Annotated in this window: 11 protein-coding genes and 1 pseudogene; 5 read left to right on the top strand and 7 right to left on the bottom strand. The window is 53.3% G+C overall.

Annotated features, from left to right (window positions below):
- Positions 1-88: 88 nt before the first annotated feature.
- The 3 genes from K3T82_RS37900 to K3T82_RS37890 form a co-directional block, all read right to left on the bottom strand.
- Complete coding sequence (locus tag K3T82_RS37900; RefSeq protein ID WP_220198695.1) at positions 89-991, bottom strand: carbohydrate ABC transporter permease; 903 nt, start codon at positions 989-991, stop codon at positions 89-91.
- Positions 992-1,475: 484 nt separating this feature from the next.
- A complete protein-coding gene (locus K3T82_RS37895) occupies positions 1,476-3,068 on the bottom strand; it encodes a benzoate-CoA ligase family protein (RefSeq protein ID WP_220198694.1) in 1,593 nt (530 codons plus the stop codon).
- Positions 3,069-3,243: 175 nt separating this feature from the next.
- The gene (locus K3T82_RS37890) at positions 3,244-4,020 is read right to left on the bottom strand and encodes an SDR family NAD(P)-dependent oxidoreductase (RefSeq protein WP_220198693.1); all 777 of its coding nucleotides are present in this window, start codon (positions 4,018-4,020) and stop codon (positions 3,244-3,246) included.
- Positions 4,021-4,238: 218 nt separating this feature from the next.
- Between K3T82_RS37890 and K3T82_RS37885 the strand changes: the two genes are divergently transcribed.
- Positions 4,239-5,219 (top strand): alpha/beta hydrolase, encoded by a 981-nt coding sequence (locus K3T82_RS37885; protein WP_220198692.1) that lies wholly within the window; start codon positions 4,239-4,241, stop codon positions 5,217-5,219.
- Between the two features lie 68 nt (positions 5,220-5,287).
- Here K3T82_RS37885 and K3T82_RS37880 read toward each other — a convergent pair.
- A pseudogene (locus tag K3T82_RS37880) lies at positions 5,288-5,521 on the bottom strand (hypothetical protein); the annotation flags it as partial.
- Between the two features lie 394 nt (positions 5,522-5,915).
- Between K3T82_RS37880 and K3T82_RS37875 the strand changes: the two are divergent.
- Together K3T82_RS37875 and K3T82_RS37870 are read left to right on the top strand one after the other, a co-directional pair.
- Positions 5,916-6,680 carry a hypothetical protein gene (locus K3T82_RS37875; protein ID WP_220198690.1) on the top strand — a complete coding sequence of 255 codons (765 nt, stop codon included), beginning with the start codon at positions 5,916-5,918 and terminating at the stop codon, positions 6,678-6,680.
- A 360-nt stretch (positions 6,681-7,040) separates the two neighbouring features.
- Positions 7,041-7,988 carry a COX15/CtaA family protein gene (locus K3T82_RS37870; protein ID WP_220198689.1) on the top strand — a complete coding sequence of 316 codons (948 nt, stop codon included), beginning with the start codon at positions 7,041-7,043 and terminating at the stop codon, positions 7,986-7,988.
- A 44-nt stretch (positions 7,989-8,032) separates the two neighbouring features.
- Here K3T82_RS37870 and K3T82_RS37865 read toward each other — a convergent pair whose 3' ends face one another.
- Positions 8,033-9,253, bottom strand: coding sequence for a hypothetical protein (locus tag K3T82_RS37865; protein ID WP_220198688.1), 1,221 nt, complete (start codon positions 9,251-9,253; stop codon positions 8,033-8,035).
- A 161-nt stretch (positions 9,254-9,414) separates the two neighbouring features.
- Positions 9,415-9,771 (bottom strand): hypothetical protein, encoded by a 357-nt coding sequence (locus K3T82_RS37860; RefSeq protein WP_220198687.1) that lies wholly within the window; start codon positions 9,769-9,771, stop codon positions 9,415-9,417.
- A gap of 361 nt (positions 9,772-10,132) precedes the next feature.
- Here K3T82_RS37860 and K3T82_RS37855 point away from each other — a divergent pair, with 361 nt between their 5' ends.
- Together K3T82_RS37855 and K3T82_RS37850 are read left to right on the top strand one after the other, a co-directional pair.
- Positions 10,133-10,432, top strand: coding sequence for a YciI family protein (locus K3T82_RS37855; RefSeq protein WP_220198686.1), 300 nt, complete (start codon positions 10,133-10,135; stop codon positions 10,430-10,432).
- A gap of 12 nt (positions 10,433-10,444) precedes the next feature.
- Positions 10,445-10,663, top strand: a complete 219-nt coding sequence (locus K3T82_RS37850; RefSeq protein ID WP_220198685.1) for a hypothetical protein — start codon at positions 10,445-10,447, stop codon at positions 10,661-10,663.
- Between the two features lie 90 nt (positions 10,664-10,753).
- On the opposite strand, the gene K3T82_RS37845 is transcribed toward K3T82_RS37850, so the two are convergent.
- Positions 10,754-12,541, bottom strand: a complete 1,788-nt coding sequence (locus tag K3T82_RS37845; protein ID WP_220198684.1) for a glycosyltransferase family 39 protein — start codon at positions 12,539-12,541, stop codon at positions 10,754-10,756.
- Positions 12,542-12,650 lie beyond the last annotated feature (109 nt).

Here is a 12,650-nt window from a genome sequence, read left to right as displayed (position 1 = left end):
TGCGCACCCGCAATTGAGTATCTCTATTCAACCGGACCTGTAGACCAGTTTGCGGGTTGGGGATGAAATTGTGTATGTCCAGGGATTGCTAGCTGACGATTTCGTAGTTTACGAAGCGTTGGGCAATGGTGTAGACAATCAGGGCTAGCACGAGTCCGGCAAGGAAAAGCACAACCGAGAGGGCACAAGCATAGCCTAGCTGAGCGTAGCTAAAGGCATTTTTGTACATATAGTACATGTAGAAGAGGGTGCCGTTATCGGGTCCGCCATTAGTCATAATATAGGCGGGCGTGAAGACCTGAAGTCCGGCACTGAGGCCCGTAATCAGGTTGAAGAGGATCACGGGGGAGAGGAGCGGAAGGGTAATGCGCAGAAACGAAGTCAGGCGACTTGCCCCATCGATGCGGGCCGCTTCATAGAGCGTCTGAGGTATGCCATTGAGACCAGCCAGGAAGATCAGGGCCGTGTTGCCTGCCCCAAGCTGTGCCAGGGCCACAATGACGTTTTTGGCTCCGATAGGATCGCCAAGGTAGTTGGTGTTAGGAACGCCGAAGAGCCCCAGGAACTCATTGACGACCCCATATTGTGGATTGACCAGGACGATAAAGATGAACGACATGGCAAATATGGGGATCAGCGAGGGAAGGTAGAGAGCGGTGCGATAGACAGACACTTCTTTGACCGCGCGTCCCATCGCCAGAGCCAGCAAGAGGCCAATGATGAGGCCTATAGGGACAGCCCGGATGGCGTAAAACACCGTGTTGTCGACTGATTTCCAAACCAGGGGATCGGTGAAGAGACGGACATAGTTCTGGAAGCCCAGCCAGACAGGCGATTGTAAGCCTGAGTAGCGCGCGAAGCTCATTACGAACGAGTAGATGAGCGGATAGAGCACAAATGCGAGAAAGCCAATGATCCAGGGACTGATAAAGAGCAGCCCCTTACGGAGTTGGGCCTTATCGCGTCGCGTCCAATTCGTCGATGCGATCATGATCTTGCCTCCTTACATTTTGCCAACTACGTAGTTGGCAAACATGACACAACTATGTATGTAAAATGAGTCTGAACAGCAATTGTTCAGATTCAGAAATGATCACGAGCTTGCGTAATGGAAGGAGTTTTGTGGGTAGAGGTTGTGAAAATTTTGTGTAGAAGTTATTAAGGTGATAGTGTGCGTATTCAATTGTTAAAATATATTAATTTTTTTCAATATAACATTAATATTTGCGGTTATTCAATGCAATAAGGCGACATGCGATCTGCAATTTCATGACATGACATTTATTGTAGAGCTTTGTTATATATGAATGTGGTGGTAATAGAATGTGAGAGGGGCAGCAGATGCATATATACAGATAGTGTGTTGAAAGCCAGCCCATTCCAGAAAAGGACGCTACTGCCAAAGCGACATGACTACAAACATATAGGGACAGGATGGTGCTGTTACATCAGCAACAGTACCATCCTGCACACCCTTACATTTGGGGTCGGGAGGCCTCTCGTAGTACAAAGCGCTGAATTTTGCCGGTCGCGGTCATGGGTAGTTCGGAGACAAACTCGATCCATTGGGGGGCTTTGAAGGAGGCCAGGCGAGCTTTGACGAACGTTTTGAGCTCGTTTACCAGTGTCTCGGATGGTTCGTGATCACTTTGCAGGACAATATAGGCCCTGGGCTTGATAAGCTCATCCTGGTCCGCCGCTCCGACTATCGCGGCCTGTAGAACGGCTGGATGAGCCATTAGAGCGCCTTCGACCTCGGCTGGCGAAACCCAGAGCCCATTGACCTTGAGCATGTCGTCGACGCGCCCACCATACCAGTAGTAACCGTCGGCGTCCTGCGTGTAGGTGTCGCCTGTAGCGATCCAGCGTCCACGCATGGTATCCAGGGTCTTCTCATGCTTATTCCAGTAGCAGGCCGCCGTACTGTCGCCGCGAATGAGCAGCGTTCCCATCTCGCCCGGTGCTACCTCTGCTCCTCGCTCATCAACGATACGCGCCTCGTAGCCCGGCACGATTTTGCCTGTACTACCGGGACGCACCTCGCCTGTACGATTGCTGATGAAGATATGCAGGATTTCCGTACTGCCAATGCCATCCAGAATCTCGACTCCATATCGCTGCTGCCAGCGCCGCCAGATGTCGGCGGGGAGCGCCTCGCCTGCGGAAACGCAGAGCCGTAGAGAAGAAAGGTCGTAGCTCTTCCCTGAAGCCAGCATATTGGCATAGAGCGCGGGCGACCCGAAGAAGATGGTCGGGCGATACTGCTCAATGGCCTGGAAAACAGCTTCGGGCTGAGGGCGGCCTGGATAATGTACGGCGCTGGCCCCTACCGCGAAGGGAAAGTACAGCCCATTGCCAAAGCCATAGGCGAAGAAGAGCTTAGAAGCGGAAAAGCAGATATCACGTTCATTTATTTGCAATATAGGTTTCGCATAATACTCGCAGCAATAGGTCATGTCGTGATGCAAATGCACACAGCCCTTGGGAAAGCCAGTGCTACCGGAGCTATACAACCAGAAAGCGCTATCATCCTTACTGGTACGCGCGGCCTTCAGGTCTGGGGAGGCGCGCCGCAGCCAGAGCTCAAAGTCATGGCAGGTCGCATTCTCACGCTCTCCGCTCTGCTCCAGACCAACGACTACGACGTGGCGCAGGTAGAGGAGGCGCGGCAGAATATGCCGTATTGCGCGCCAGAGTTCAGCGTGTACGCAGAGTACCTTGGCACGACAATCATTGAGCAGGTAGATGTAATCGTCTGGGCGCAACATTGTATTCATGGGAACGGGGACCGCGCCAAGTTTGAGCGCGCCGAAGAAACTTGCGGCAAAGGCTGGTGAATCGAGCAGGATCAGGGCCACGCGCTGCTCCATCTCGATCCCTAGCTCGCTCAGGCCACTACCAACACGATTGGCCTGTTCCGCGATCTGGGCGTAGGTGTAGGCATTACCCTCATAATAGATCGCCGTCCGCTCGCCACGCCCCTCTGCTAGATGACGATCCAGAAAATAGCTCGCGGCATTAAACTGCTCAGGTAGGGAGACTGTAAGAAGTGGAATATCGATAAACATAAGACGGAACCTTCCTCTCTTCAGGAAATACAGTACGCTTCTTTGCGATAGTGCCATGCCATGGCGAAATGTTCCGTTGTTGCATTTACATTCTTGTATTGTATTATTACTTCCCCAGCCACGTCTATGTGTTGATTGTGCTGGTGTCAGTCAGCACAATCAACACATAGACCCCCTATTTCGCGGTCCAACCTCCATCAATAACAAGCCCACTCCCCGTGACAAAAGCGGCCTCATCAGAGGCCAGATACAGCGCGGCGTTCGCGATCTCGTCGGGGCGCCCCATACGCCCGATGGGCTGACGTGCGTGGAGAGTTTGGCGCACCTCGTCTTCGCGCCCGGCAAAATTACGCTTGAGATAGCCTTCGACAAAGGGAGAGTGGACCGTACCAGGGCAGATGGCGTTACAGCGAATGCCCTGCGACACAAAGTCGATGGCGATGCTGCGCGTCATAGCAAGCACAGCCCCCTTGCTCGCCGAATAAGGAAGGCGCTGCTCCACTCCCACCTGGGCCGCCACGGAAGAAATATTGATAATGGTGCCGCCCTTGGGATCTTGCGCGAGCATCTGGCGCACAGCCTCCCGAGCGCAGCGGAAGACGCCTCCCGCGTTGACGCGCATCACACGCTCATAGTCCTCGTCGCTCGTCTCAAGGATATTGCCAACATGGCTGATACCCGCGTTATTGACGGAGATATCCACGCGACCATAGCGCGCCACGGCCTTGCTAAAGGCCGCTCGTACTTGCTCGCTCTCCGCCACATCGAAGGCCAGGGGCAGAGCCTCGCCCCCCTCAGCCTTAATATCATCCGCGACCTGCTGGGCCGCGTCCAGGCGCACATCGCCCACAACGACCCGCGCACCCTGTCGGGCGAAGAGGCGCGCGATAGCTTCCCCAATACCTGAACCCGCGCCCGTTATCAACGCGACCTTATCTTGTAATGAAAACATAGATGCTACTCCTTGCACATAGAAGGCTGCTCATCCAGCCTCGAAGGCCATTTCCAACTTTGCGCTCAGTATAGCACATGCTCCCGGCAGGCTCGACCAGGCTACACGTGAGCATTTATTATTTCTTCAAACAACACAACATTGCGAGAGCGACATATTTCGTCTTATACTAGAGTGCAGGCCAGAAGGAGAATAGTCACAATACGGAAAGAGCACACATGAACAAAGGCACAACCTCAAAGCATCTTGTTGATCCAGAACTTGCCCCCATCCTCGACCAGATCCCAGCCACAACTCTCAGTGCTGAAAACCTGAATCAGATACGAGCCGCTGCCCGCTTATTCGTGAAGCAGCCCCAGTCTTCCGACGCCATCTCTATGAGTGAGCGCTTCATCCCTGGACCAGAGGAAGCGCCAGATGTCCGGGTACTGATCTATCAACCAAACTCAACACAGGGGCTGCTCCCGGCGCTCCTCTGGCTCCACGGTGGTGGTTATATCATGGGATCGGCTGATGCGGAAGACCTCATGGCCAAAAGTTTCGTGTCAGCGACCGGGTGTGCCGCCGTTTCAGTGGACTATCGCCTGGCCCCTGAGACACCTTATCCAGGTCCAGTAGAAGATTGTTACGCGGCCTTGAACTGGCTCTATACCCATGCCGAAGAATTGGGTATCGATTCCAGGCGCATCGCGGTTGGAGGGAGCAGCGCGGGCGGTGGGCTGGCAGCTACTCTAGCGCTCTTAGCGCGCGACCGTGGGGAAATCCCTCTGCTATTCCAATTCCTGATCGCCCCCATGCTCGATGATCGCACGTGCACACAAGAGAATCCACATCCGTACACGGGAGAGTTTATCTGGACCCCGGAGGCCAATCGCTTTGGCTGGACCTCGATGTTGGGACAAGAACCCGGTGGCGACGATGTTTCGCCCTACGCGGCTGCGGCGCGTGCCGAGCAGCTTGAAGGCCTGCCACCCACCTTTATCAACGTGGGCGCGCTTGATCTCTTTCTTGAAGAAGATATGGAGTACGCGCGCCGCCTGACCCGCGCGGGCGTGCCAACCGAATTACACGTCTACCCAGGCGTTTACCACGGCTTCCGCATGGTCCCCAATGCCCGGGTAACCCAGACCGCCGACCGCGACCAATTAGCAGCCTTACGACGCGCCTTTACTCCATCCCACCGCCCTGGCAACCTATAAACCACGAACTGAGAGAGGGAGATTTATTCTCATTTTCCCTCTCTCATACCTCGACCAGGGCTACACAATCACTCCTCGATTTCTTCCTCGAAGTCGATACCGAAGTGTACCTCATCTATTGAGAGAAATATATCCAGGCTATTGAGCGCGATAGTCTCATCAGGCCTATAGATCGTGCGCATCCATCGCCCCTCTACGCGCGTATAGACTTCGACATGAGGTCGAAACTGATCGACGAGCATCACTTCTTCCATAGTCGCGCATTGTTGGTAAGCTGCAAGTTTCACGCCCTGGTCCCTGGCGGATGTAGATGGCTAAAGCAACGCTCCTGAGTGAAGTATAGCATATAGACTATCATTCTTTTTCCTCTCCAGGCAGTTCCAGGCTTAAATAGGGGAAAATACTTGTGTTACACATCCATATGCTTTATACTATTTTCAGAGCAATCGACCGTCACCATCGACAAGCTGGTTTATGCTAGCAAGGTGACCAGGTCTGGTTCGTCTCCGCATCTTCCACGTCTTGAACGCTGAGACCTCGCGGGAGACAGGAGAATGGCGCCGAACAGGCCGGTTCGGCACAACGACGAACCCCTTCTGGCTTTTCGCCAAAGGTTGGCCCCGATTTGCTCAGCGCAATGCATTATACGCTGCGAGGGTACTAAGAAAACCCTCGCCCGTCCCGAAAGGGATAGTCATGACCGAGCCCACGACCGCCACATCTGGTAACTCTGAGGACCTCCCTCAGGAGGTGCTCGACCTGCTCTATCACAGCGGGACGCCGCAGGGCATCGAGCAGGAGGCTGTCGACTGGTACAACAATGACCTGCTGGAGGCCGCGAGCAGCCTCCCTCGACAGGCCGCAGTCCGCGTCGCACGCGTCATCAAGAAGGCCACCAGCGGGGAGGCCTTCGAGGTCCACTCTGGTGGAGAGCCGTACGACGTGTGGGCCTTCCACATCCGGGATTCATTGCTGGAGCTTTTTGACGGCGATGACGAGAGCAACAGGCTGGTGTCAATCCTCGAACTGCTCGATGCACGGGACTCAGGCCTATTCATTGAGCATCGTATGGATGGACCGTTCACGCAGGGGTATTACCTTCTGCTGAGCGAAAACCCGGCGCTGGCGAACAGGATCGTGACCCTGCTCGCCCAGACCTCCGGCTACGTTCGGAATGCGGTAGGTCTGCGGCTCTACGGGGCCAGCAGTTCGGACGCGGCCCTGGTGCGCCACGGTTACAAGGTGGCTCGATCGTCTGATCAGATCGAAAAGATGCTGGAGACATTCGAGGCGATCATGGCATGGGAGCCCAAACGCAGCGAGACGCGGGACGCTGTCCTGCTTCGCGTATCGCGCGATATGCCCCTCCTTGAGCGGGTCACCAACGAGCTCAAGACCCTCGACCAAGCGCAGCGTGTCAAGTACCTCGACGCGCTGCGCAGGAGCCTCGGCCTGAGCTGATGCAACACTGAGCACGTCGGGCCGGGGGCACGCCACATGTGGCGTGCCCCCGGCTTCATTCATTTCTCCTTCGCGAACACTTGCCCCCAAAACATGAATCCATTCTTCCGCTTTAGAACGCCGTATCTGAGCCTTTGCTTGAATGTTGCCACCATCGCGAAGCACAAATGACGCGATGTGCCTGGACCTGACAGGTCGTGCTATAATATGTCAAATTCACATCTCTTCATGTCCATTTGCCCATCTGGCGGAGTAGGGCACGAACCCACTCTGAACCGCTTCGGGCCGCGTCAAGCCAGTGTGAGGCTAGTGGGGCTCTCTGAAAAAGATATTGAGTAAGATAAAATGATACTGCGTTTGATGAGAATATTTGGGGTTATCACCTCGATTGGCGCGTATATTATGGTGCTGATGGGGGCGATTGTTACCAAGACTGGTGCGGGACAGGGGTGCGGCACCTCATGGCCGATCTGTAAGGGGCAACTGATTCCTGAGTACATGTCAGTTGATTCCGTGCTTGAGTATAGCCATCGTATCGCATCTGGCATTGATGGCTTCCTGATCCTGATCCTGACCGTCTGGTCCTGGTGGGTCTTCCGCCAGAACGGGCGCGTCAAGCTGCTCGGCTTCCTGAGCATCTTCTTTGTCGTGCTCCAGGGAGCGCTAGGCGCATTGACCGTTCAGTTCGAGGGAACTTTCGCCTTGAAGTGGTTCCTCTCGCTACACTTTGGTTTCTCGCTGATCTCCTTCGCCAGCGTCGTCCTGCTGACCGTGTACCTCTTCCAGTTGAAGCAGGTAGGAGAGCGCGTGGCACCCACTACCCTCCCACTCGTTGGCAAGGGCCTTCAGTATATGATCTGGGGAACGGCGGCCTTCTGCTATATCGTCGTCTACACAGGCGCGTTCGTTCGCCACTCCTCCTCGACATTGGGCTGCGGCACGCAATGGCCCGGCTGTAGCACGATGGTCCCCGATATCTCGACCATGCCGGGCGTCCAGATGCTCCACCGCTACGCCGCCTCACTGATTGGTCTGCTCATCCTGGGTCTGCTGATCTGGGTTGTACGCCGTTATCGCCAGCGCCCGGACATCGTTCGTGGCGCGGGGCTGGCCTTCATTCTGGTCGTCTTGCAGGGCATGGCTGGCATGCTCACCGTCACCACTGGCGGGCAACTGGTCGTCGAACTGGTTCACACTACGCTTATCGCGGTTCTCTTCGCTGTCCAGAGCTACCTCTGCATGCAAGTTGGTTGGCCCTGGAAGAACCAGCCTGCCGAACAAATCCAGGTCGCGCCCAGTCGCGGCTAATCGTCCCTTTCCATACGCACACGACGTCCCGCGTGAGACATATCTCACGCGGGACGCTCTATTTTATAGAGCTCACCGGGCACTGGAGCAGGCTCCGTCACCATCTGAGGTAGCGTTGTATAATAACTGATCTGCATAATCGCAGGGACCGGCACAGAGGCATGGAGCGCTCGGGGCCACGGCTGCATACTCAGTTTTGCCAGTTGCTCGACGCGCTTCCCATCCAGACTCCTAATGCTCCACGATATAGACCAACCATTGAAGGCCATCTTGAGTCGATAGGCCACGATGAGCGCGGCGGGATCGCCTGTCAGGGTAGCAGCAAAGCGGTCGGCCTTATAGTAAGCCCTACCAGGATGGCTCAGCCCCAGGACTAGCGCGAGGATGGGAAAGCCGATGTAAGGCGCCCATGCCCCTATCCTCATTGGAGTATGCGCGAGTTGTTCCGCGAAGTGGTAGCATGGTATCCAGGCGCAGAGCAGGAGGAGATACCCGATGTCGCGTCTGAGACGCCTGCGTGCGATCCCGACGTAATGCTCCGCCAAGGCCATACAAATGAAGGCGTCGCGTACGCGCCACTCGCTGGCACGCAGCAAGGCTTCACCCAAAATCAACGTTGGTCGCTTGCCCAACCCCACAATGCGCACCCCATGCCAGCCAATAGCGTCCTGCGCCACCTGCACTGATGCCAGGGTCACTCCTGCGCGACCAGCCCACTCATTGATACGGGGAAGCAGTTCAACCCACTCAGTCTCCTCGATTGGCTGAATGGAAGCAGTCAAGCATGCATACTGAAACGGGAAGAGGTCAAAGCACAAAAGCAGCAGAACAAGGATAGCAAACAAGAGGTCAATCTGGATCTCCATAGATACGAGATTGTAAGCATTTCCCAGTTGAAGCAAAGAGAAAACAATAAACAGAAACAGGGGCAATGCGTATGGAAATATTATCTTGAGCAAGCACGGTCTTTCAGGCAAACGATTAATGTAAAAGGTGCGTAGCACCTGAATGTCAACTGTACAGCAGCTTACTATCCACTGTATCCATATTGCGGCAATCAAGCCATAGTATTCCATACCGACCGGTCCCGGTCTCACGGAGCTATCGCCACCAATAATATTAAAAATTAGCATTGTTAGACAAGCGATGGCAAAAAAGGAGGCGAAGAGACCAACTAAAAAGGCGTTCTTCCAATACTGTAATCGCAACCTGACGTACTCGCGATAGGCATCATAGCGAGCAAGCGGGGAGGATGAGGGCGTCAAGCGTTGGCTCTGTCACACAAGGAGGCGACGGCGTTTGCTTCTCTCGATGATGCCAGCCAAATTACCAATCAGGAATGAGACAACCAGCGCGACGATATTTAGATATTGCTGTAGCGACATATGTGATGTGTCTCCCTTGACATTAATATGCAAGTAATCCATTACTTGCTATGCATAGCCCCATATGGTTCGATAGGCACCGATGCAGGCTCCGTAACCGCCGTGGGTGGCGCAGTAATCTGATATCCATCGCACGTGATGGTAATAACGGTAGGCACAGGCTCTGAGGCGTAGGGTGCGCGAGGCCAGAGCTGATTGCCCATAGTGACAAGCTGCCAGATGCGTTTCTCTTTCTCGGGCTGCTTGCCATCAAAGATGAGCGGTTTGCCATCGAAGGCCGCAGTAAAATGGTGAGCAGTAATCAGTGCGAATGGATCACCTGTAAGCTGTATGGTCTCACGATCAAGCTTACTTTCAAAGGGATGCCGAATCCGATACTCATACACCAGATAGAGCACGTAGCCGTTTCATAAAGCTCTTATAGAAGATAAAACCAATAATGGCAAGCACCACAAGTAGCTCAATGCCAAGTATAAGGACGCGATCTGGCATAGAAGCATGCCTCTTTCATATACATATTTATATTGTTGAGTTATATTCTACAATATGGATAACGCATGCGAAAGGAGGATATCAAACAGTGCATGTCACTAAAGGGCAAATTTAGAGAAGCATTTAACTCAAAAATATTGTATTCTAATATAATGATAGATGTGCCTGTAAGCGAGCAGTATTTTCAAATTACAGGCGGAGAGCCCCTAGAAGAGTGACGACCCAGGCTCAAACCAGGGCCGAGACTGCCCAGTAGGAGGTGCACTAATGGCAGAGCAAACAACCTTTATCTGCATGATTCGCCCAAAGCGACCGGGCTTTCTTGAAGAGTTGCTTCCAGAGGAGCAAGAGGCAATGGCAGCCCATGTCGCCTACCTGAATACGTTGGTCAAGGAGCGGAAATTCTACCTGATAGGTCCCTGTACAGACCGCGCCTTCGGTATCTCCATATTTGAGGCTGAATCACTGGAGGTCGCGCGCGATCTCATGGCGCATGATCCAGTGGTCCAGCGCGGTGTGATGCACTTCGAGGTTCACCCTTACTACATCTCCTACCACAACCTATAGGGATTTTTCGACATGGATGCAAGTGCGTTTGAAGAAAAAGAACTGGCCTATTTGCGCCAAAGTTTTACGCAGCATGGAATCTCTAGCTTTGGGCGCCCGGACGCGTCAAATGCCTCACCGTTGTATTCCTGGCTAGCACAACAGGCCGCTCTGGATCAGGAGATCTGGCAATATGCGAGAGTCATGGTCGTTGGATTCAGTTCACTCTCTCCCCTTCCTCTCACTCAATAACGTGAATTCAAAACCCCACTTACACGTACATGACCCCGAAGCAAACTATCGCAATGGATGAGCGAAAGGGGAGAGGCAAACAACTAGAGGTCAGGGAACAACTCTCCGCGTGGGCCGATAGATATCACAGCCATACGCGGTAAAAACTACATACTCGATGTGTTGCTCTTTGGCTAGTTGTACAAAGAGTAATGTTTGGACCGACCCCTGGGGAAATACATAGAATGGATGGGGGTCCTGTGCCACAATGGCGCGGTAAGGGAAATAGCGATCAAGTCCTGGATGAAGATGCTGATCAAGAGCGCTACAAATGATCCGTTCGTCGCTCTCAAAGGCGAGGCGATCACACATCCAATTATTTGTATATATACGGGTAGCCCCTGCTGCTAAGAGTCGTTCAACTAATTGGCTATCATGCAGTTGGGTAGCCTGAGCTCTAGGAACCTCCTGTGTAAATATGTTAAAGGTACCAAGCAGGCAGCTTAAAAGGATGAGCAAGAGCAGACTATATTTACAAACGACCTTGATCCGCCCTTTTAAGGAACGCCATAGATCTTTACCCTTCTGCCTGTTCTCCCACAGAGGAGAAAGCACCGCAGGGGTTGCTATAAGCACACCAACCAGATAACGGCTAGATGTCCAGGGAGTGACCGCGTTCGCCAATTGATTGAAAGAGAGCACGAACTCGGCTGCCCCGGCACTTAAAAGAAGCGTGAGGCGAGCAGCCTGACGAACCATCTCATGCCGTTGTTCCAATGCATGCTCCTGATCTCGCACTCGTCGCCAGTTAATCCAGAGACGTTTCGCGGCAACAATTGTAGCCATAAACCAGAGCACAAGAAATCCAATGCCCCAGGCCCCATGCACGCCCGAACACACCAGGGTCTGAGAGGAAGTCTGACTTGTAAGGGGCCAGGCATTTCCGCTATTCAGGGAACAGACTCCGTTGGCATCAATCGCGATAGGAAGTGTTACCATCAGATTGCCTGCGATCTGTAGCCCAAGCGATGGACGAATACCAGCCTCTTTGCCTGAAAGAGCCAGGGGGGCTGGTCCGCTGGTTTCATGATATCCGCCTCCAAACAAAGACGCCTGTGTGGGAGAGGTTGGAACGAAGAATTTATAGAGGAGTTGGGGAGAAACACAAATAAATAGCATGAGCAAGAGAGTCACTACTACTGATGGTCGTAACTCTCTATAGCAGCAGAGAATAAGCATGGGCCCCGCTATTACAACAAATGCCACGCTAAGCAAGTGACTCCAGATAGCTAATCCCGCGATTGCTCCCCAGGCCGCATAAGCAAGCAGGCGATACCAGGGTAATCTTGAGCGCCCTGTTTTAGCATGCGCGCTATTGCTTTTACCTTTGGCTTCAGGAGTGGCAGTGAAGGCGAGCCAGGATGTGAGGAGTAAAAGCAGCGTCACAAAGAAAATATACTCGGGAGTTCCAGCGGCGGCTGAAAGCTGTCTAAAAATCACTTCGGGCGTCCCCAGGCTTAACAAGGCGAGCGAAAAGAGGGCCAATCCCTTTGAATAGAGACGTGCTGTTAAAGCATAGAAACAAATGAGAAAGAGGGCAAATATAATCACTAAGCCGAGGCGCAAGGAGAAGGGAGAAGGGCCCAGAAGCCAGAAGAAAGCGGCACCTAAATAGGCTTCCAGCGGCCCCATATAATCTTGTCCATAATAAAAGAGAGGATGCGCGCCAAGATAGGCAATATGCCGAGCCATGAGTCCAACAGGGCCTTCGTCATCGGTAACAACAGGCCAGCCTTGAGCAATCATAAAAAAGCGTAACAGAAATGCCAGGAGAATTATGGCAATGGCACACCAACTATATTTATCAAACCTAAGACGACGGCGAAGCAAGGACAACATATTTTTCTTTCCTAAAATATTGGTGTTCTACCTAAAGTAAGCCGCAGAATATACTTCTTTCAGCATAAAAAGGGCTTTTGTCGGCAAAAGGGAACAAGACAATCCTGCT

The sequence above is a fragment of the Ktedonospora formicarum genome, from assembly GCF_016587355.1.
Classification (GTDB): Bacteria; Chloroflexota; Ktedonobacteria; order Ktedonobacterales; family Ktedonobacteraceae; genus Ktedonobacter; species Ktedonobacter formicarum.
The sequence above is the reverse complement of the archived record's forward strand: the minus strand, read 5'-3'. Positions and strand labels throughout refer to the sequence as shown.

Bases quoted from the DNA above. Each gene is read 5' to 3' on its own strand.
- K3T82_RS37890 (WP_220198693.1), bottom strand. From the start codon at position 4,020: ATGTTTTCATTACAAGATAAGGTCGCGTTGATAACGGGCGCGGGTTCA.
- K3T82_RS37870 (WP_220198689.1), top strand. From the start codon at position 7,041: ATGAGAATATTTGGGGTTATCACCTCGATTGGCGCGTATATTATGGTG.
- K3T82_RS37875 (WP_220198690.1), top strand. From the start codon at position 5,916: ATGACCGAGCCCACGACCGCCACATCTGGTAACTCTGAGGACCTCCCT.
- K3T82_RS37850 (WP_220198685.1), top strand. From the start codon at position 10,445: ATGGATGCAAGTGCGTTTGAAGAAAAAGAACTGGCCTATTTGCGCCAA.
- K3T82_RS37845 (WP_220198684.1), bottom strand. From the start codon at position 12,541: ATGTTGTCCTTGCTTCGCCGTCGTCTTAGGTTTGATAAATATAGTTGG.
- K3T82_RS37885 (WP_220198692.1), top strand. From the start codon at position 4,239: ATGAACAAAGGCACAACCTCAAAGCATCTTGTTGATCCAGAACTTGCC.
- K3T82_RS37855 (WP_220198686.1), top strand. From the start codon at position 10,133: ATGGCAGAGCAAACAACCTTTATCTGCATGATTCGCCCAAAGCGACCG.
- K3T82_RS37895 (WP_220198694.1), bottom strand. From the start codon at position 3,068: ATGTTTATCGATATTCCACTTCTTACAGTCTCCCTACCTGAGCAGTTT.
- K3T82_RS37900 (WP_220198695.1), bottom strand. From the start codon at position 991: ATGATCGCATCGACGAATTGGACGCGACGCGATAAGGCCCAACTCCGT.